The following is a 20,338-nucleotide window of genomic DNA, read 5'->3' as shown; positions in this document are numbered from 1 at the left end:
TGGCGTGAACCTTGCCGATACGACCGGCGCCGAGAAGACCAAATCTGACTGTCATATAAACCTCCCTTGAATTCGGCCTCCCTCTCGCGGAATGGATGGGCCGAATTTATCTCATTGTGGAATTTTCATTCCATTTTATCCGCGCGTCGTCAAGGCCGTGGGCCTTTCACATTTTAAGAAACCATTTTAAAGACGTGTAACAGTTTTACATGTGGGAATGAGATGCAGCTGATCGATCCAAACCATCCGGCCTATCGCGCGCTGTGGGTGCGCGTTCTCATCGTCGCGGTCTGCTTCGGCTGGACCGGGATCGAGGCCTTATGGGGCGATCCCTTCTGGGCGGTGCTGGCGGCCGGTGCCGGCGCTTATGCCGCCTACGTGCTGCTTTGGTCCTACAAGCCGGCAGAACCTGCCGAGGAAAAAGCGGCTGTCGAAGACAAGTCTGCTGAAACGCAGGACGCTCCCAAGAACGACGCATAATCAGCGCCTGGCGGTTCTCGTCTTGCGGCGGATCGCCTCGTCGATCAGCTGATTGGCGATGGTCATGCGCTTCGTGGCGTTGTCGCGAAACAGCGGGTGAACGCGATCGGGATGATTGGCCTTCGCGAAGCCGCGTCGTTTGTCGCTGAGGCTCTGGACCGTATCATTCGCCGAGATCGCCAGTTCGGCGGCGATCTCAGGCAGCGCTGTGCGGGCGAGGTGCTCCGGCATCATCGGTTCGGGCTCGATCTCGGGAAGTGGCTCGGGCGCGGGCGCGGGGGCGGGTGAGGGCGCAGCCGGCGGAGTGTTATTGGTCGTCTCTCGCGGCGTTTCGAATTCCAGATTGTCGAAATAGGCCTGGCCGGGCCGCGCCGAGGGTGCGGATACGCCCTCCATCACGTCGAAGGCGAGGCCCGTCGTGAAGCCCGGCATGCGGTGCGAAACGGGAGCGGCCTCTTCCACAGCGTCGCCATCCTCTTCCTTCAGTCGATCGAGCACTGACTGGAACAGCGATTGTCCGAATAGCATGGAGCCTCCCTTGCGCGAATGCGCATAGAACGCGACCAAGATGGCGTGGGGCTTGTGAGCCCCATCCAAACAGTCAGGTTCCGCCCTTGCGGCTTTCGGCCAACACCAGATCGTAAAGCAGCCGCGCGCTCGGGGGCAGGGCGCGTTCCCTTGCGGTGATCAGACTGTAGGGCCTGACGTTGATCTCGAAATCGATCGGCAACACACGGACATCCGAGGCGCGCGAGCGCTGCGCCGCCAGGAAGTGGGCGACGTCGATGGCGATCGGGGCGATCGCGTCGGTCTGGCAGATGATCGCGCAGGTGAGCAGCAGCGACGAGGTGTTGACGATATTCTCAGGCACGGCAACGCCGCGCGACAGGAACATGTCCTCGATCGTGCGCCTGAGCAATGTGCCGGGCGGCTGGAAGACCCAGTCATAGTCCGTCAAGTCGGCCATGGTGGCCACGCCCTTCTGTAATAGAGGGTGGCCGCTGCGCACGATCAGGCAGGCGCGCTCGACGCCGATCTCCTGCACCTCGAAAAGCCGCGGGTTTAGATCGTCCGGAATGCGGCTGATGACGAAGTCGTGGCGGGCGGCAAGAAGCTCGCGTGCAAGCACGTTGCTGGTCTCGACCTGGATGTTGACCTCGATCCCGGGAAGCGCCGTGCGGATCTGCTTGATGGCAGGCACGACGAGGCTCATGGCGGGCGCCGTCACCGCGCCGATGAAGACCGATCCGCCCTTGCCGGATCTGAGCTCGGCGATCTCGCGGCTTGCCTCCCTGAGTTCCAACATGATCTTGCGCGCACGCCTTGCGAGTGCCTCGCCGAAGGTGGTCAGCACCACGCCACGGGCAACGCGCTCGTAAAGCGGAGTCTTAACAATGGTCTCCATTTCCGACAGCATTCGCGACGCGGCGGGCTGTGAAATGTTAAGTGCTTCGGCAGCCGCCGAAATCTGGCCGCTATCTTCGATTGCGACGATCATGCGCAGGTGATTCAGCTTGAGTCCCGACCGCAGAAGGCCGTCATCCCCAAAAATCTCTGTCTGTATATCCACGTTCTCTAATGCCACATGCCCTGAATTGCTCGACATGGTTGCAGCCTCCCCACTGCTCTCCATCAAAAGTAATACTTTTTAACGATATACCAAATTTGTTATGCCTTTTGCCACTTATTCTATTTGACAGTTATAGGAATCCATACCAGTTTGCCGCCGTGTGCTGGTTGGCACTCAACACGTGTGAGAGCGTGGAGGAGACCTACTTCGTTTCTCGCTATTGAAGTATTATCCAATACGAAACCCGCCACAGTTCGGGGTGGGCGAGGAGTCGCCCGCGCATTTATTAACTTAGGGAGAGAGAGATGAAATCCATTATCTCATTGATGGCAGCTGCCGCGTTCGGCGTTGCTTCGTTCGTTATGCCGGCTGTTGCCGCTGACAAGGGTCTCGTCGGTATTGCCATGCCGACCAAGTCGTCCGCTCGCTGGATCGACGACGGCAACAACATCGTCAAGCAGCTCCAGGACGCCGGTTACACGACCGACCTGCAGTATGCTGACGACGACATTCCGAACCAGCTGTCTCAGATCGAGAACATGGTCACGAAGGGCGCGAAGGTTCTCGTCATCGCTTCGATCGACGGCACCACGCTGTCGGACGTGCTGCAGAAGGCTGCTGACGCCGGTATCAAGGTCATCGCTTACGACCGCCTGATCCGCGATTCGGCCAACGTCAGCTACTACGCAACCTTCGACAACTTCCAGGTCGGCGTTCTTCAGGCCGGCACGATCGTCGACAAGCTCGGCCTCAAGGATGGCAAGGGCCCGTTCAACATCGAGCTCTTCGGTGGTTCGCCTGACGACAACAACGCCTTCTTCTTCTACGATGGCGCAATGTCCGTCCTGCAGCCTTACATCGACTCGGGCAAGCTCGTCGTAAAGTCCGGCCAGACCGGCATGGACAAGGTCGGCACGCTGCGTTGGGACCCGGCAACGGCCCAGGCTCGCATGGACAACCTGCTGTCGGCTAACTACACCGACGCCAAGGTTGACGCGGTTCTGTCGCCTTACGATGGTCTGTCCATCGGCATCATCTCCTCGCTCAAGGGCGTAGGCTATGGTTCTGGCGATCAGCCGCTGCCGGTCGTTTCCGGCCAGGACTCGGAAGTTCCTTCCGTCAAGTCGATCATCGCAGGCGAGCAGTATTCCACGATCTTCAAGGATACCCGCGAACTGGCGAAGGTTACCGTTGCCATGGTTGATGCCGTCATGTCCGGCAAGGAGCCTGAAGTCAACGACACCAAGACCTACGACAACGGCGTAAAGGTCGTTCCGTCCTACCTGCTGAAGCCCGTTGCCGTCACCAAGGAGAACTACAAGACCGTTCTCGTCGACAGCGGCTACTACAAAGAAGACCAGCTGAAGTAATCTGACGAACGCCGGAATCCGCGCCCATGCGCGCGGGTTCCGGTTTCCGATTTTTAGAACGCCAGGCCGATCTTACGGCCACGGCGCTGGAATTTTGATCATGGAAAATACACTCCTCGAAATGCGGAACATCACCAAGACGTTCCCGGGCGTAAAAGCGCTCGAGAATGTGAACCTCAAGGTTCGCCAGGGTGAGATACACGCAGTTGTGGGGGAAAACGGGGCCGGCAAGTCGACCCTGATGAAGGTTCTTTCCGGTGTCTACCCCTCGGGCACCTATGATGGAGAGATCTTCTACGACGGCGACGTCCGCAATTTCAAAGTCCTGAAGGACTCCGAAGAAATCGGCATCGTCATCATTCACCAGGAACTGGCGCTCGTACCGCTGCTCTCGATCGGGGAAAACATCTTCCTCGGCAACGAGAATGCGAAGAGCGGCGTCATCAGCTGGGAAACCACCTTCAACCGCACCAAGCAGCTGCTCGCCAAGGTGGGCCTGCGCGAATCTCCGAACACGCTCGTGACCGACATCGGTGTCGGCAAGCAGCAGCTCGTCGAAATCGCCAAGGCCCTGTCCAAGAGCGTCAAGCTGCTCATTCTCGATGAACCGACCGCGTCGCTCAACGAAAGCGATTCCGATGCGCTGCTGAACCTCCTGATGGAGTTCCGCAAGCAGGGCATCACGTCGATCATCATCTCGCACAAGCTCAACGAGATCCGCAAGGTCGCCGACCAGATCACCGTTCTGCGCGACGGCATGACCGTCAAGACGATGGACTGTCACAAGGAAGAGATCAGCGAGGACACCATCATCAGAAACATGGTGGGCCGTGATCTCGAAGACCGCTATCCGCCACGCTCGGTGCCGATCGGCGAAACCATCTTCGAAGTGAAGAACTGGAACGCGTTTCACCAGCAGCATCGCGACCGCCAGGTTCTGCACGACATCAACATCAACGTCCGCAAGGGCGAGGTCGTCGGCATCGCCGGCCTGATGGGTGCCGGCCGTACCGAATTCGCGATGAGCGTGTTCGGCAAGGCCTACGGCCACAAGATCACCGGTGAAGTCTATGTCGACGGCAAGCAGGTGGACACCAGCACCGTTCGCAAGGCGATCGATGCCGGTCTTGCCTATGTGACCGAAGACCGCAAGCATCTCGGTCTCGTGCTCGCCGACAACATCATGCACAACACGTCGCTCGCCAATCTGGCGGGGATTTCAAAGAGCACCGTCATCGATGGCATCAAGGAAAGCAGGGTCGCGACCGACTATCGGTCGAAGCTGCGTATCCGTTCGTCGGGCATCTACCAGGAGACGGTCAACCTCTCGGGCGGAAACCAGCAGAAGGTGGTTCTGTCCAAGTGGCTGTTCTCCGATCCCGACGTGCTGATCCTCGACGAGCCGACCCGCGGTATCGATGTGGGTGCAAAATACGAAATTTATACTATCATCAACCAGCTTGCTGCCGATGGAAAAGGCGTTCTGATGATCTCGTCGGAAATGCCTGAACTGCTTGGCAACTGCGACCGCATCTATGTGATGAACGAAGGTCGCATCGTCGCTGAACTGCCGAAGGGCGAAGCGAGCCAAGAAACCATCATGCGCGCCATCATGCGCTCTGGGGAGAAGAAACAATGACTCCTGTCAACCCGACCAGCCACGAGGAAAGCAACGTCGTTTCCGTCGTCGATTACATCCGCGGCAACATTCGTGAATACGGCATGCTCATCGCGCTCGTCGCGATCATGGTGTTCTTCCAGTTCTACACCGGCGGCATCCTGTTCAGGCCGGTCAACCTGACCAACCTCGTTCTCCAGAACTCGTTCATCGTCATCATGGCGCTCGGCATGCTGCTGGTCATCGTGGCCGGCCATATCGATCTGTCGGTCGGCTCCATCGTCGCCTTCGTCGGCGCGCTGGCGGCGATCTTTACCGTCTCCTGGGGTATGAACTTCTGGCTCGCGGCTTTGCTTTGTCTGGCGATCGGCGGCGTCATCGGCGCGGCGCAGGGCTATTTCATCGCCTATCACCGCATTCCGTCCTTCATCGTCACGCTCGCAGGCATGCTGGTGTTCCGCGGTCTGACACTGACGGTTCTCGGCGGCAAGAACATCGGTCCGTTCCCGAAGGAATTCCAGATCATCTCCACCGGCTTCCTGCCCGGCGACATGGTCGACATCTTCGGCGTACCGACGCAGATCACCTCGCTGGTGCTCAGCGTCATCCTGCCGGTCATCCTGTTTTACCTCGCATGGCGCCGCCGCAAGGTGAACGAAAGCCACGGCATCGACGTCGAGCCGATGGGCTTCTTCATCGCGCAGAACGTCATCGTTTCGCTGGCGATCGTGGCGCTCGGCTACCTGCTGTCGACCTATCGCGGTCTGCCGAATGTGCTTGTCGTCATGCTGGTGCTGATCGCGGCCTATGCTTTCGTCACGCGCCGCACGACGATCGGTCGCCGCATCTACGCCATGGGCGGCAATGAAAAGGCCACCAAGCTCTCTGGTATCAACACCGAGCGCCTGAGCTTCTTCACCTTCGTCAACATGGGCGTTCTCGCCGGTCTCGCCGGCATGATCGTGGCGCTTCGCCTGAACTCGGCAACGCCGAAGGCCGGCGTCGGCTTCGAGCTCGACGTCATCGCGGCCTGCTTCATCGGCGGTGCTTCGGCATCCGGCGGCGTTGGCAAGATCACCGGTGCCGTCATCGGCGCGTTCATCATGGGCGTCATGAACAACGGCATGTCGATCGTCGGTCTCGGCATCGACTTCCAGCAGATGGTCAAGGGTCTGGTGCTGCTCGCAGCCGTCTTCTTCGACGTCTACAACAAGAACAAGGGCTAAGCGCTTCGGCGCTGCCCACCTATTTGCAGTGACTTGAATTCGCAGTGACATGAACTTTTAATCCGGCTCCCTCGGGAGCCGGAATGGCGGAGCACATTCCGCGCAATGGAAAAAAGGATGAAGACCGTGCTTATTTCGCAGATCAAGGGTTCGAACGGAGAGATCGTCGTCGCCGTGCGCGAGCCGGGCGGTACCGCGAAAGCCGTCAACAATGCCGGCAGCGTCTATGCGCTCGCCATGGAAGCCGCAAACGGCGGCAAGTCGCTCGCATCGGTGATCGAGGCGCATGGCCTGGGTGACACCGTCGATCTCGAAAAGGCGTATGCCGAAGGCCGGTTCCTGGCCCCGATGACGCATCCCGACGCCGCGCACCTGCATCTGACGGGCACGGGCCTGACGCATCTCGGCTCTGCCGCGACGCGCGACAGCATGCACAAGAAGACCTCCGAGGCCGCGGAAGAGACGCTGACGGACTCGATGAAGATGTTCAAGATGGGTCTTGAGAACGGCAAGCCGAAGGCCGGCGAGAAGGGCGTTCAGCCCGAGTGGTTCTACAAGGGCAACGGCTATGGTGCCGCCGCTCCTGGCGCCGCACTCGTCTCCCCATCCTTCGCGCTCGACGGCGGCGAAGAGCCGGAGATGGCCGGCATCTATGTGATCGCTGAGGACGGCACGCCGTTCCGCATCGGTTTCGCGCTCTCCAACGAGTTTTCCGACCACGTCACCGAGCGCCAGAACTATCTCTACCTCGCGCATTCCAAGCTGCGTCCGGCAAGCTTCGGCCCCGAGATCCGCATCGGCGCGGCGCCTGAGGATATCCGTGGCACCTCGCGCATCAAGCGCGGCGACAAGGTGATCTTCGAAAAGCCCTTCCTGTCGGGCGAGGCGAACATGTCTCACACATTCGCCAACCTCGAATACCACCACTTCAAGTACGGCCTGTTCCGCGTCCCCGGCGACGTCCACGTCCACATGTTCGGCACGGCGACGCTGTCGTTTGCCGAAGGCATCAAGACGGAAGAGGGCGACGTGTTCGAGATCGAGGTTGCCGAGTTCGGCCTGCCGCTGCGCAATCCGCTGAAGATCGACGCCGAAGAAGAGATCGTCGTCAAGCAGCTCTGATTTCTCAGCTCTGGTTTCTAGGGCCCGGCGCATTGGCTGTCGGGTCATTCTTTCATAAGCGGTAAAGGAGGCTTGCAGGGCCCATGACCATTTATCAGAACCTGATCGCCGGCGAATGGATCGGCTCGGACGCCACCAAGAACATCAACCCGTCGGATACGAACGAAGTCGTCGGCCTCTATGCCGATGGTTCGGCCGAGGACACCAAGAACGCGATCGCCGCCGCCAAAGCCGCATTCCCGGCATGGTCGCGCTCCGGCATCTGGGAACGCCACGTCATCCTGAAGAAAACAGGCGACGAGATCATGGCGCGCAAGGACGAACTCGGCGCGCTCTTGGCCCGGGAAGAGGGCAAGACCCTTCCCGAAGCCATCGGCGAGACCATCCGCGCCAGCCAGATCTTCGAATTCTTCGCAGGTGAAGTCCTGCGCCTTGCCGGCGAAACCATCCCGTCGGTTCGCCCGAACATCGGCGTCGAGATCACCCGTGACCCGCTCGGCGTCATCGGCATCATCACGCCCTGGAACTTCCCGATCGCCATTCCGGCCTGGAAGATTGCCCCGGCGCTCTGCTACGGCAACACCATCGTCTTCAAGCCGGCCGAGCTGGTTCCGGCCTGCTCCTGGGCGATCGTCGATATTCTCCACCGCGCCGGCCTGCCGAAGGGTGTGCTCAACCTCGTCATGGGCAAGGGCTCGGTCGTCGGCCAGGCCATGCTCGATAGCCCGGATGTCGCGGGCATCACCTTTACCGGCTCCACCGGCACGGGAAAACGCGTCGCCGCTGCATCGCTCGAGCATAACCGCAAGTTCCAGCTGGAAATGGGCGGCAAGAACCCGATGGTCGTTCTCGACGACGCTGACCTCAATGTCGCCGTCGAAGCTGCCGCCAATTCCGGCTTCTTCTCGACCGGCCAGCGCTGCACGGCGTCCTCGCGCCTGATCGTCACCGAAGGCATCCACGACAAGTTCGTGGCAGCGCTTACGGCCAAGCTCGAAACGCTCATCGTCGACAGCGCCATGAAGTCAGGCACGCATATCGGCCCCGTGGTCGATGAGAAGCAGCTGAAGACCGACACCGACTATATCGAGATCGGCAAGAAGGAAGGCGCCAAGCTCGCCTTCGGCGGCGAACTCCTGAAGCGCGACACGCCCGGCTTCTACTTGCAGCCGACGCTGTTTACGGAAGCCACCAACCAGATGCGCATCTCGCGCGAAGAGATCTTCGGACCGGTCGTCTCGGTCATCCGCGTCAAGGATTACGAAGAGGCGCTGGCGACGGCCAACGACACGCCGTTTGGTCTGTCCTCGGGTATCGCGACGACCAGTCTCAAGCACGCGACGCACTTTAAGCGCAACGCCGAAGCCGGCATGGTGATGGTCAACCTGCCGACGGCGGGTGTCGATTTCCACGTTCCGTTCGGCGGCCGCAAGGGCTCTTCCTACGGGCCGCGCGAGCAGGGCAAGTACGCCGCCGAATTCTACACATCCGTCAAGACCAGCTACACGCTGGCCTGACGTCAAAATAGCGATACGGGCCGTCGCGAGGACGGCTCGGCATCCCTCAAAAGGCAGAAGACAATGTTTAAAAAAGCGGAATGGCCGCGCAAGCTTCGATCGCAGGAATGGTACGGCGGTACCAGCCGTGACGTCATCTATCACCGCGGCTGGATGAAGAACCAGGGTTACCCGCACGACCTGTTTGACGGACGCCCTGTGATCGGCATTCTCAACACCTGGTCGGACATGACGCCGTGCAACGGCCATCTGCGCGAACTGGCGGAGAAGGTGAAGGCCGGCATCTGGGAGGCCGGCGGTTTCCCGATGGAAGTTCCCGTCTTCTCGGCATCCGAAAACACCTTCCGCCCGACGGCGATGATGTACCGCAACCTCGCGGCGCTCTCGATCGAGGAAACCATTCGCGGCCAGCCGATGGACGGCTGCGTGCTGATGGTCGGTTGCGACAAGACCACGCCGTCGCTGCTGATGGCGGCTGCCTCCGTCGACCTGCCGTCGATCGTGGTCACCGGCGGCCCGATGCTGAACGGCTACTTCCGCGGCGAGCGCGTCGGCTCCGGCACGCACCTCTGGAAGTTCTCCGAAATGGTGAAGGCCGGCGAGATGACGCAGGCCGAGTTCCTCGAAGCCGAGGCTTCGATGAGCCGTTCGTCCGGCACCTGCAACACCATGGGAACCGCGTCCACGATGGCATCGATGGCCGAAGCGCTCGGCATGGCGCTTTCGGGCAATGCCGCGATCCCTGGTGTCGATAGCCGCCGCAAGGTGATGGCGCAGCTCACCGGCCGCCGCATCGTGCAGATGGTCAAGGACGACCTGAAACCATCAGACATCATGACCAAGCAGGCCTTTGAAAACGCCATCCGCACCAATGCGGCGATCGGCGGTTCGACCAATGCCGTCATCCATCTGCTGGCCATGGCCGGCCGCGTCGGCATCGACCTGACGCTCGACGACTGGGACCGTTGCGGCCGCGACGTGCCGACGATCGTCAACCTGATGCCATCGGGCAAGTACCTCATGGAAGAGTTCTTCTATGCGGGCGGCCTGCCTGTCGTCATCAAGCGCCTCGGCGAAGCCGGCCTGCTGCACAAGGATGCGCTGACGGTTTCGGGCGAGACCATGTGGGACGAGGTCAAGGACGTCGTCAACTGGAACGAGGACGTCATCCTGCCGGCCGAAAAGGCGCTGACGCAGTCGGGCGGCATCGTCGTTCTGCGCGGCAACATGGCGCCGAAGGGCGCCGTTCTCAAGCCGTCCGCCGCTTCGCCGCATCTGCTGACGCATCGTGGCCGCGCCGTGGTGTTCGAGGATATCGACGACTACAAGGCCAAGATCAACGACGACAATCTCGACATCGACGAGACCTGCGTCATGGTCATGAAGAACTGTGGTCCAAAGGGCTATCCAGGCATGGCCGAAGTCGGCAACATGGGTCTTCCTCCCAAGGTGCTGAAGAAGGGCATCACCGACATGGTGCGCATCTCGGATGCCCGCATGTCCGGCACCGCCTACGGTACCGTCGTCCTCCACACCTCGCCGGAAGCGGCCGTCGGCGGCCCGCTCGCCGTCATCAAGAACGGCGACATGATCGAGCTCGACGTGCCGAACCGCCGCCTGCATGTCGATATCTCCGACGAAGAGATGGCGCGCCGCCTGGCCGAGTGGAAGCCGCAGCACGAGCTGCCGACCTCGGGCTACGCGTTCCTGCACCAGCAGCACGTCGAAGGTGCCGACACCGGCGCCGACCTCGACTTCCTCAAGGGATGTCGCGGCAGCGCGGTTGGCAAGGACAGCCACTAATCGGTCGTTTCGATCGGGTGAATTGACGAGGAGGCGGGGCGAAAGCTCCGCCTTTTCCGTATCCGGGAAGCGCACGCCCCGCGCGGGAAGCCGGGAAGTTATAGTTAAAGATTTAATAAAATCATGCTACGTTGCGCTCGTACTGCAATGACGACGAGGCCAGATATGCGCAAGCCCGCGCCGAAGACCACTCACCACGATGCCGACGGGACCGAGACCGAAGACAATCGCCAGCTGGTGAACCGTCTGCTCGAGAACGCGCAGCGTGAGGTGAGGGCGGAGGCGCCGGTTGCTGTCGAAGAGGCGCGCGAGACGCGCCATTCGGTGCTCGAAATCGCCGTCCTCGTCTGCTTCATACCCTTCTACTGGCTCTACTCGCTGGCGACCCGCCGCACGGCTGAGAAATACGAGAGCCTCTGACCCGCCTTAACGATCCGCTCCCGAGCTACCATTGTGCTGGTCAACTGATATCGCTGCCTTATGTGTCCTGACATAGGCAACGAACGCGGGAGGAGCGCGCAATGGCTAAGAACACGATCTGCGTATGGTACGACAAGGACGCGGAGGAGGCAGCGCGCTTCTACGCGAAGACGTTTCCTGACAGCTCCGTCGGGAAGATCACGCGCGCGCCGGGCGATTATCCCTCTGGCAAGGAGGGACAGGTGCTCGTCGTCGAGTTCACCGTCGCCGGTGTTGCCTGTATCGGCCTCAATGGCGGCCCCGTCTTCAAGCACAACGAGGCCTTCTCGTTTCAGATTTCCACCGAGGATCAGGAAGAAACCGACCGCTACTGGAACGCCATCGTCGGCAATGGCGGCGAGGAGAGCGCCTGCGGTTGGTGCAAGGACAAGTGGGGCGTATCCTGGCAGATCACGCCGCGCGTGCTGACGGAGGCGATGAACGCCGGCGGCGGCGAGGCCAAGCGCGCATTCGATGCGATGATGGACATGGGCAAGATCGACGTCGCAGCGATCGAGGCTGCCCGCAGGGGCTAAAGCGATTGCTGGGCGACCCCAGCCAAATTTCTTCTCCAGACCGCCTGTTCTCAGGAACGAAACGGGCGTCCTGCCGTTATCGCCGCAGGAGAGCGTCAATGCCAGGAGTGCGGAAATTGATTGTGCTGAGCGCGTTCAACATCGATGACAGCGGCGCTCTGGTGCACGCGTTCGAACCGCGCCGGATGAAAGGCGAGGACACGGCCGTCTATGTCGCCGAGACAATGGTCAACGACTATGCCGGCGTCGTCGTCTGGTGCCGCGAGGCCAATGTCGCGGTCGGCGAGCAGGGGCCGTCGATCATTCTCTTCCAGTCGGGGCAGGTACCGGAGTTCGATTAGACGCGTTCGACTAGAAGCGTTCGATAAGCAGGGCGTCCGCCCGGACCGTGGCGGGCGAGGGCAGCATGACCGTATATTCCGTCAGGCACATCACCCAATACAGCTACAAGCGCCCGGTCACCTTCGGGCAGCACCGGGTGCTGTTTCGCCCGCGCGACAGCTTCGACCAGCGGCTGCTCGACGCGACGATGGTGGTCGAGCCGGCGCCGGCACGGGTGCGCTGGATCCACGACGTGTTCGGCAATTGCATTGCGCTCGTCGATTTTGACGGACCGTCCGATCATCTCCGCTTCGAGACCAACATCCGGCTGGATCACACGCCCGAGGTGCCCGTCGAGTTCGAGATGGATAGCGAGGCGCTGACCTATCCTTTCTCCTATGAAGAGGACGAGCTTCCCGATCTCAGCTGCACCATCGCCCGCTCCTATGACGATCCCGAGGGGGCGGTGGCGCACTGGGCGCGGCAGTTCACCGGCGCTGGTGCTTCGGTGCAGACCGGGCATATCCTGATGACGCTCTGCTTTTCGATCCGCCAGAGCTTCGTCTATGCCCGCCGCGTCGAAAGGGGCACGCAAACGCCTGTCGAGACGCTGCAGCGGCGGGAGGGAACGTGCAGGGATTTCGCGCTTTTGATGATGGAGGCGGCGCGGTCTCTGGGTTTTGCCGCGCGTTTTGTCACCGGCTACATCTATGTGCCTGATCGCGATGGATCGCGCACGCTTGGCGGCGGGTCGACGCATGCCTGGTGTCAGGTCTATCTGCCGGGCGCGGGCTGGGTGGAGTTCGACCCGACCAACGGCATCGTCGGAAATCAGGACCTCATCCGCGTCGGCGTCGCCCGCGACCCACACCAGGCGATCCCGCTCTGGGGGAGCTATGACGGCACTAGCGACGACTTCGGCGACATGCTCGTACAGGTCAATGTGACCACCGAAACATGATGCCGTGAACCGGCCGCCACGCGTGGAACCGATCGGTGCCGGTGACGTTCCCTGAAAGCGCGCCAATGCCGCCGCGCCGCTTTTTCGAGAAGGAACGATCATGAAGATCCATGCCGGTTTCACGATAGGGTATGAATGCGTGCAACCGACGCCGATGCTTCTCACCCTCAACATTCATCCCTCAAGACGGGTCGATCTTTTGACCGAGCAGGTGCTGGAGTTCGACCAGCCGATCGAAGCCTGGGGCTACACCGACGATTTCGGCAATGCCTGCACCCGTATCGTCGCGCCGGCAGGGATCACCACCATCTCGACCAGCTTCGACATCTACGACAGCGGCCAGCCCGATGTCATACCCGTCGATGCCGTGCAGCATGAGATCAAGGATTTGCCCGACGACGTGCTCGTCTTCCTGCTCGGCAGCCGCTACTGCGACACGGATCGGCTCGCCGATTTCGCCTGGGAGACCTTCTCGGCCACCGCGCCCGGATGGACCCGCGTGCAGGCGATCACCGATTTCGTGCATGGGCACATCCGCTTCGATTACATGAACGCCGATCTGCTGCGCACCGCGCATGGCGGCTACACGGACAGAACCGGCGTGTGCCGGGATTTCGCGCATCTGGCGATCACGCTCTGCCGCTGCATGAACATTCCGGCGCGCTATTGCACCGGCTATCTCGGTGATATCGGGGTTCCCAAGGACCCGGCGCCGATGGATTTCAGTGCCTGGTTCGAGGTCTATCTCGGCGGCCACTGGCACACGGTGGATGCGCGCCACAACACGCCGCGCATCGGCCGCATCCTGATGGCGACCGGCCGCGATGCCACCGATGTCGCGATCTCCACGGCGTTTGGCCCGGCGCGGCTGGCGCAGTTCGAGGTCGTTACCGATGAGATTGTGACTGGCGATACCCTGCCGGCGATGCCATTGATTTCTAGCTCTGGGACTGACTCTGAGATTGCCCCTGGTCCGCGACCTTGACGATCACCTGCAGCTTTTCGCCGGGCGTGCCGATGCGCATGCCCGAGACCGGGGCGGCGTCCTTGTAGGAGAGACCGCTGGCGATGCGGACATACCGCTCGTCCGGGCAGATCTTGTTGGCGGGATCGAAGCCGACCCAACCGAGACCCGGAATATGCGCTTCCGCCCAGGCATGGGTTGCCGCCTGCTCGATCTTTTCTTCCATCATCAGATAGCCGGAGACGTAGCGCGCGGGAACGCCGAGCGCATGCGCGGCTGCCACGAAGATGTGGGCGTGGTCCTGACAGACGCCGGTCTTCTTTTCCAGCGCCTGTTCGGCCGTGGTTTCGACGTCGCTGGTGCCGGGCTGGTAGTTCACCGTCTCGTGGATCGCGCCCATCAGCGCATGCATGCGGCCAAGCTCGTTGTCGCCGCTGACACCCTTGATGAGTTCCTTCACCAGCTTTCCAGGCTTGGTGCGCGGCGTGTCGCGCAGGAAGAGCCAAAGCGGGCAAAAGCCTGTGTGCGGGCCGGTGACGCCGTTCAGATCCTCGGTCTCGACCTCGCCCTCGGCGACGATGCGCGTCACCTGCTGCTCGCCTTCCAGCGAGACCAAGTTGACGTGGTTGCCGAACTGGTCGTCATACTCGACTTCAGGCTTGGCGCCCTCGACATGCAGCGACCAGCTCAGCACCTTTTGGCCGGGACCCGATGGCGGGGTCAGCCGCAGGCGCTGCAGCGAGAAGGCGGAGGGTTCGTCGTAGCGGTATTCGGTGACGTGGCTAATCTTCAGTTTCATGTCGCGATCCGCCTATGCGTAGAACCGGTAACCGTCGGAAATTTCCTGTCCGAGCTGGTTGTTGCGTGAGACGAAGTCCTCGAGGAATTCGTGCAGGCCCTGATCCATGACGTCCTTGATCGCCTGTTTCTTCAGCGACTGGCGGATGGCGTCGGCGGTGTCGTGCGCCTTCAGCCGCTCGCCGTAATCGGTGGCGAGGTGGCCGAGTTCGCTGGTGATCTTCTCGTAGCAATAGGCGAGCGACCGCGGCATCTGGCCGTTGAGGATCAGGAAGTCGGCGATGTTGGTGGCGCGGTATTCGCCGTCATAGGCCCAGCTGTAGGAGCGGTGGGCGGAGACGGAGCGCAGGATCGATTCCCACTGGACGTTGTCGATCGAGGTGCCGACGGCGGAAACTGCCGGCAGCAGCACGTAATACTTCACGTCGAGGATGCGGCTGGTGTTGTCGGCACGCTCGATGAAGGTGCCGATGCGGGCGAAGTTGTAGAGCTCGTTGCGCAGCATCGAGCCGTGCAGCGCGCCGCGGATCAGGCCGGCGCGGTGCTTGATGACGTCGATCGCCTGCGGCAGGTCGGCGGGCTTCAGCCGCTTCGATAGGAGCTCCTTGAGCTCGATCCAGAACTCGTTGGTCGCTTCCCAGGTCTCGCGGGTGAGCGCCGTGCGCACCATGCGGGCATTATTGCGGCCGAAATCGACGCAGGACATGACGCTCGACAGGTTGGTGCGGTCGCGCAGCAGGTAGTCGATGGCGTCGGGACCGGTCAGCTTCGAATGGCCCTCGTCATAGGCTTCGCGGACGCCGGCGCTCTGCAGCACGCCGTCCCAGTTGTCGTCGCTGCCGCTGCTTCTGGTGAGCGACATGCGGATGCCGGCATCGATGAGGCGCGCGATATTCTCGGCGCGCTCGAAGTAACGGAACATCCAGTAGAGGCCGTTTGCGGTTCTTCCGAGCATCAGATCAATCCTCCAATACCCAGGTGTCTTTGGTGCCGCCGCCCTGGCTGGAATTGACCACCAGCGAGCCCTGCTTCAGCGCAACGCGGGTAAGGCCGCCGGGAATGATCTGCACCTTGTCGGAAACCAGCACGTAGGGACGCAGGTCGACGTGGCGGGGCGCAATGCCCTTGTTGACGAGGATTGGCACCGTCGAGAGCGAGAGCGTCGGCTGGGCGATGTAATTGCTCGGCTTGGCGCGCAGCTTCTCGGCGAAGTCGGCGCGTTCTTTCTTCGACGCGGTCGGGCCGACCAGCATGCCGTAGCCGCCGGAGCCGTGCACTTCCTTGACGACGAGCTCTTCCAGGTGCTCCAGCACGTATTTCAGGCTGGAGGCCTCCGAACAGCGCCAGGTCGGCACGTTTTCGAGAAGCGCCTTGCGGCCGGTGTAGAACTCGACGATTTCAGGCATGTAGGAATAGATCGCCTTGTCGTCGCAGATGCCGGTGCCCGGTGCGTTGGCGATGGTGATGTTGCCGGAGCGGTAGACATCCATGATCCCGGGGATGCCGAGGGCGGAATCCGGGCGGAAGGTCAATGGATCGAGGAAGTCGTCGTCGACGCGGCGGTAGAGCACGTCGATCGCCTCGTAGCCGCGCGTGGTGCGCATCTTCACCTTGCCGTCGATGACGCGCAGATCGGAACCTTCGACCAGCTCGACGCCCATCGTGTCGGCGAGGAAGGAGTGCTCATAATAGGCGGAGTTGTAGATGCCTGGTGTCAGCACGGCGACGCGCGGCTTGCCCTTGCAGCCGGGAGGGGCGAGCGAGGCGAGCGACTGGCGCAGCAGATAGGGGTAATCCTCGACCGGGCGCACCTTGTTCTCGTGGAATAGCTCCGGGAACATGTGCATCATCGTCTCGCGGTTTTCCAGCATGTAGCTGACCCCCGAGGGCGTGCGGGCATTGTCTTCCAGAACGTAGAACTGGTCCTCGCCGGTGCGCACGATGTCGGTGCCGACGATGTGGGTGTAGACGCCGCCGGGCGGGCGGAAGCCGATCATCTCGGGCAGGAAGGCATCGTTCTTCTCGATCAACTCGCGCGGAATGCGGCCGGCGCGGATGATCTCCTGCTTGTGGTAGATGTCGTCGAGAAAGGCGTTGAGCGCGATGACGCGCTGCTCGATGCCCTGCGCCAGCTTGCGCCATTCGCGGCCGGAGATAACGCGGGGGATGATGTCGAAGGGAATGAGCTTTTCGGAACTGTCGGCGTGGCCATAGACGGCGAAGGTGATGCCGGTCTTGCGGAAGATGTTTTCCGCATCGCGGGATTTGGCGATCAGATGAGCGCGATCCTGATTATTGTACCACTCAAAGTATTTTTCATATGGCTGTCGAGGGCTTTCGTCCCCGGTGATCATTTCATCAAATGCCAAAGGTGTGGCTCCCCTTTTTTCTTCATTTGAGTACAACGGAGAAAGCAATGCAAGAACCATGCTCAGTTCAAACGGAAGATTCATAAAATCATAGCTATCGGCGAAAATAGCCGAAAAACTGAGCATTTCCGGGAAGGTAGCGCCGGGGCGACAAAGAGCAATTGTATCTCGTCGCTTAAAACATGAGCATGTGATTATTTTCCACGCGCGGCGCGATTCATTTTCGGGCGATCGAGATGCTGGAGCGATTTTCCGACGGCTTCAATGAAACTTACAATAAGCATCAACGCTTCGCCTTTGACTGCCGGCACCCGCAGCGGCTATCTCGGCCCATTTCCGTTTTCCAAGGCCGCCCATGTCGCTCGATCGCCTCGCACCCGCCATCTTCGTTCTTCTCTGGTCCACCGGCTGGGTGGTGGCGAAGTACGCGGCCATCCATTCCGAGCCCTTCACCTTTCTCGCCATTCGCTTCGCGCTGTCGGCGCTGGCCTTCCTGGCGCTCTGCCTCGTGCTCCGAGTGCAATGGCCCGGTAGGGCGGTCATGTGGAAAGCGATCTATTCGGGGCTCTTCCTGCACGGCTTTTATCTCGGCGGGCTGTGGTGGGCGATCGCCAATGGCGTGCCGGCAGGTATCTCCGGCATCATCGCGGCGCTGCAGCCGCTTCTGACAGCGATGGCCGCCCCGCTTCTGATTGGCGAAAGGCTGCAGCCGGTGCAAAAGGCCGGGCTCGCGCTCGGCTTCGTCGGCATCGCCATCGCCATCTCGCCGAAGCTCTTCGATCCCGCCAACGCCAATCTCGCTCATGCCCTCGTGCCGCTCGCCATCAACCTGTTGGCGATGGCTTCGGTCACCTATGGAACGCTCTATCAGAAGAAGCATCTGCAGGCCGGCAACCTGACTGCTATCGCGACGCTGCAATATGTCGGCGCGCTCATCGTCAGCGTGCCGCTGATGCTGAGCTTCGAGCGCATGCATTTCGACGGGTCGGCAACGGCGGTGGCGGCCCTCGTCTGGTCGGTCTTCGGCCTGTCGATGGGTGGCGTCGGCCTGCTTCTCTATCTGATCCGGCGCGGGCAGGTGTCGCGCGCGGCATCGTTGATCTACCTGATGCCGCCGACCGTGGCGCTGGAGGCCTTCATCGCCTTCGGCGAACCGCTGACCCTGCCGCTCGTTATCGGCACCATCGTGGTCGTCACCGGCGTCTATCTGACCAACCGGCAGGCGGTCGCGCCGCTGCGCGAGCAGGCGCAGTAAGAGCAGCGAGCAGGCGCAATAAAAAACGGCGGGATCTCTCCCGCCGTTCGTTGTTCAATCGCGTCTAAAGCTTATGCGCGTTCGCGACGCTGGCCGCCATTGCCGCCGCGCGAGGGGCCGCCGCGGCGGTTGCCGCCGTTGCCTTCGCGACGTTCACCACGTTCGCCGCCGGCATTCTGCTGTGCGCCACGGTCTTCGCCATGCTTGCGGGCTGGACGGCCCTGGCCGTTGCGGGGGGCATTGCGGGCGCCGCCGCCGGGCTGGTGACGGTTTGCGTCGCCATGGGCGTGGTTGCCGTGCTGCGGGCGCTGCTGCTTGCGGGCCTGGCCTGCGCCACGGAAATCCGAGGTCGAGGCGAGATCGTTGTCAGGGCCTGCCGTGACCGGCGCGACTTCGCCGCGACGCTGGCCGCGGAAATCCTCGTTGCGCTGCGTCTGGCGTTCCGGACGGGGACGACGCTCGCGGCGTTCCTCGTTGGCGCGGACTTCGTCGCCAGCTTCCGGACGCGGACGGCGCTCGGGGCGGCCGGCGCGGGCGTTGCCACGGCCTTCACCACCGCGACCTTCACCGCCACGACCCTGGCCCTGGCCACGGTGGCCATTGCCGCTGCCGCGCTTCGGCGCCGCGTTCATGTTGGCCGGGGCTTCGCCGCTGGCTACCGCGATCGAGATGTTCATCAGGCGCTCGATATCGCGCAGCAGACGGGTTTCATCCGGTGCGCAGAAAGCGATCGCGATGCCGTCGCGGCCGGCACGCGCCGTACGGCCGATGCGGTGAACGTAGGCGTCGGGCACTTCAGGCAGATCGTAGTTGTAGACGTGGCTGACAGCCGGGATGTCGATGCCGCGGGCAGCGACGTCGGTCGCGATCAGCGTCTTGATATCGCCGTCCTTGAAGGCCTTCAGCGCGCGTTCGCGCTGACCCTGGCTCTTGTTGCCGTGGATCGAGGCGACGGAGTAGCCGACGTGCTCGAGATGCTTCATCAGCTTCTCGGCGCCATGCTTGGTGCGCAGGAAGACGATGGCGCGGCCATCGGGGTTCTCGGAGAGCGACTTCTTGAGGAGGTCGGTCTTGTCGTTCTTGCCGTTGACGAAGTGAACATACTGCTCGACCTTGTCGGCAGCCTTGCCCGGAGGCGTCACTTCGACCTTGACCGGGTCGGTCAGGAAGTCGGCGGCGAGATCGGCGATCGCCTTCGGCATGGTGGCGGAGAAGAGCATCGTCTGGCGACGCTTCGGCACCATCTTGGAGATCTTGCGGAGATCATGAACGAAGCCGAGGTCGAGCATCTGGTCGGCTTCGTCGAGCACGAGGTAGCGCACGGCGGTGAGGCCGATGGCGCGGCGGGCGACGAGATCGAGCAGGCGGCCGGGGGTGGCGACCAGGATGTCGGTGCCCTTTTCAAGCTGCAGCTGCTGCTTGTTGATCGACACGCCGCCGACGACGACGTTGATGCGCAGATGCGACTTGCGCAGGAAGTTCTTCAGGTTCTCGGCGATCTGGTTCACCAGTTCGCGGGTCGGCGCCAGGATCAGCGTACGGGTGGTACGGTTGTCGGGGCGGCGTTCTTCCGGGATCAGCTTTTCGATCAGCGGCAGGCCGAAGGCGGCCGTCTTGCCGGTGCCGGTCTGGGCGAGGCCGATCAGGTCGCGGCCTTCGAGAAGAAGCGGGATCGCCTTTTCCTGGATGGGGGTCGGCGTTTCGATGCCGAGCTGGAACAGTGTGGCGACGATCGGCTTGGAGACACCAAGCGATTCAAAATTGGTCAAGTCATAACCTTTTTAGGGCGCGCCAAAACAAAATCGCCGGAACGCGGGGGTGCGGTCCGGTGTTACTCTGGCGTCAAGCACCCCGCGTGAAGTGGGAACTTGTCTTGTTGGAAAAAGCTTTCCAGCGCTTCTGCCGCGTCCCTTGGGATGCGGTCCATTCGAAATGCGCTTTTGTCCTTCTTCCTGCATCCTATTTGCTG

General features: G+C 61.8%; 19 protein-coding genes. 13 read left to right on the top strand and 6 right to left on the bottom strand.

Annotation, left to right across the window (positions count from 1 at the left end; translation table 11 throughout):
• The first annotated feature begins 222 nt into the window (after positions 1-222).
• Positions 223-480 carry a hypothetical protein gene (locus ACODTZ_RS31535; protein ID WP_489030653.1) on the top strand — a complete coding sequence of 86 codons (258 nt, stop codon included), beginning with the start codon at positions 223-225 and terminating at the stop codon, positions 478-480.
• Here the strand turns inward: ACODTZ_RS31535 and ACODTZ_RS31530 are convergent, their stop codons facing one another.
• Positions 481-1,008, bottom strand: coding sequence for a hypothetical protein (locus tag ACODTZ_RS31530; protein WP_489030651.1), 528 nt, complete (start codon positions 1,006-1,008; stop codon positions 481-483).
• A gap of 73 nt (positions 1,009-1,081) precedes the next feature.
• Positions 1,082-2,113: a LysR family transcriptional regulator gene (locus ACODTZ_RS31525; protein ID WP_112943870.1), complete on the bottom strand. Its 1,032-nt coding sequence runs from the start codon at positions 2,111-2,113 to the stop codon at positions 1,082-1,084.
• A gap of 242 nt (positions 2,114-2,355) precedes the next feature.
• Here ACODTZ_RS31525 and chvE point away from each other — a divergent pair, with 242 nt between their 5' ends.
• From chvE to ACODTZ_RS31470, 11 genes are all read left to right on the top strand, one after another.
• Positions 2,356-3,420, top strand: coding sequence for a multiple monosaccharide ABC transporter substrate-binding protein (gene chvE / locus ACODTZ_RS31520; RefSeq protein ID WP_018897233.1), 1,065 nt, complete (start codon positions 2,356-2,358; stop codon positions 3,418-3,420).
• Positions 3,421-3,520: 100 nt separating this feature from the next.
• Positions 3,521-5,059, top strand: a complete 1,539-nt coding sequence (gene mmsA / locus ACODTZ_RS31515; RefSeq protein ID WP_047506352.1) for a multiple monosaccharide ABC transporter ATP-binding protein — start codon at positions 3,521-3,523, stop codon at positions 5,057-5,059.
• A complete protein-coding gene (mmsB, locus tag ACODTZ_RS31510) occupies positions 5,056-6,264 on the top strand; it encodes a multiple monosaccharide ABC transporter permease (protein ID WP_018897235.1) in 1,209 nt (402 codons plus the stop codon). The genes mmsA and mmsB overlap by 4 nt, the downstream gene beginning before the upstream one ends.
• Positions 6,265-6,390: 126 nt before the next feature.
• A complete protein-coding gene (gene araD1 / locus ACODTZ_RS31505; RefSeq protein ID WP_162718149.1) occupies positions 6,391-7,386 on the top strand; it encodes an AraD1 family protein in 996 nt (331 codons plus the stop codon).
• A gap of 83 nt (positions 7,387-7,469) precedes the next feature.
• The gene (locus ACODTZ_RS31500) at positions 7,470-8,903 is read left to right on the top strand and encodes an aldehyde dehydrogenase family protein (RefSeq protein WP_489030648.1); all 1,434 of its coding nucleotides are present in this window, start codon (positions 7,470-7,472) and stop codon (positions 8,901-8,903) included.
• 63 nt (positions 8,904-8,966) lie between these two features.
• A complete protein-coding gene (gene araD / locus ACODTZ_RS31495) occupies positions 8,967-10,706 on the top strand; it encodes an L-arabinonate dehydratase (protein ID WP_111562983.1) in 1,740 nt (579 codons plus the stop codon).
• Between the two features lie 165 nt (positions 10,707-10,871).
• Positions 10,872-11,126, top strand: coding sequence for a hypothetical protein (locus ACODTZ_RS31490; protein WP_477926375.1), 255 nt, complete (start codon positions 10,872-10,874; stop codon positions 11,124-11,126).
• A gap of 101 nt (positions 11,127-11,227) precedes the next feature.
• On the top strand, positions 11,228-11,701 hold the full coding sequence (locus tag ACODTZ_RS31485) for a VOC family protein (RefSeq protein ID WP_489030645.1): 474 nt from the start codon (positions 11,228-11,230) through the stop codon (positions 11,699-11,701).
• Positions 11,702-11,799: 98 nt separating this feature from the next.
• Entirely contained in the window at positions 11,800-12,042 is a 243-nt protein-coding gene (locus ACODTZ_RS31480; RefSeq protein ID WP_112943878.1) for a hypothetical protein, read from the top strand.
• A gap of 65 nt (positions 12,043-12,107) precedes the next feature.
• Entirely contained in the window at positions 12,108-12,983 is an 876-nt protein-coding gene (locus ACODTZ_RS31475) for a transglutaminase family protein (RefSeq protein ID WP_489030643.1), read from the top strand.
• 100 nt (positions 12,984-13,083) lie between these two features.
• Positions 13,084-13,968, top strand: coding sequence for a transglutaminase-like domain-containing protein (locus ACODTZ_RS31470; protein WP_489030641.1), 885 nt, complete (start codon positions 13,084-13,086; stop codon positions 13,966-13,968).
• On the opposite strand, the gene ACODTZ_RS31465 is transcribed toward ACODTZ_RS31470, so the two are convergent.
• From ACODTZ_RS31465 to ACODTZ_RS31455, 3 genes are read right to left on the bottom strand one after another with little or no spacing between them, the layout of a single operon-like run.
• Complete coding sequence (locus tag ACODTZ_RS31465; RefSeq protein ID WP_112982974.1) at positions 13,922-14,746, bottom strand: transglutaminase family protein; 825 nt, start codon at positions 14,744-14,746, stop codon at positions 13,922-13,924. The genes ACODTZ_RS31470 and ACODTZ_RS31465 overlap by 47 nt on opposite strands.
• 12 nt (positions 14,747-14,758) lie before the next feature.
• Positions 14,759-15,700, bottom strand: a complete 942-nt coding sequence (locus tag ACODTZ_RS31460; RefSeq protein WP_047506342.1) for an alpha-E domain-containing protein — start codon at positions 15,698-15,700, stop codon at positions 14,759-14,761.
• Between the two features lie 4 nt (positions 15,701-15,704).
• Positions 15,705-17,114: a circularly permuted type 2 ATP-grasp protein gene (locus ACODTZ_RS31455; RefSeq protein WP_018897244.1), complete on the bottom strand. Its 1,410-nt coding sequence runs from the start codon at positions 17,112-17,114 to the stop codon at positions 15,705-15,707.
• 355 nt (positions 17,115-17,469) lie between these two features.
• Here ACODTZ_RS31455 and ACODTZ_RS31450 point away from each other — a divergent pair, with 355 nt between their 5' ends.
• On the top strand, positions 17,470-18,369 hold the full coding sequence (locus tag ACODTZ_RS31450) for a DMT family transporter (protein ID WP_489030638.1): 900 nt from the start codon (positions 17,470-17,472) through the stop codon (positions 18,367-18,369).
• A 71-nt stretch (positions 18,370-18,440) separates the two neighbouring features.
• Here ACODTZ_RS31450 and ACODTZ_RS31445 read toward each other — a convergent pair whose 3' ends face one another.
• On the bottom strand, positions 18,441-20,138 hold the full coding sequence (locus tag ACODTZ_RS31445; protein ID WP_489030636.1) for a DEAD/DEAH box helicase: 1,698 nt from the start codon (positions 20,136-20,138) through the stop codon (positions 18,441-18,443).
• Positions 20,139-20,338 lie beyond the last annotated feature (200 nt).

This window comes from Rhizobium sp. FG113, from assembly GCF_057809895.1.
This window is presented reverse-complemented; position numbering and strand designations above follow the sequence as displayed.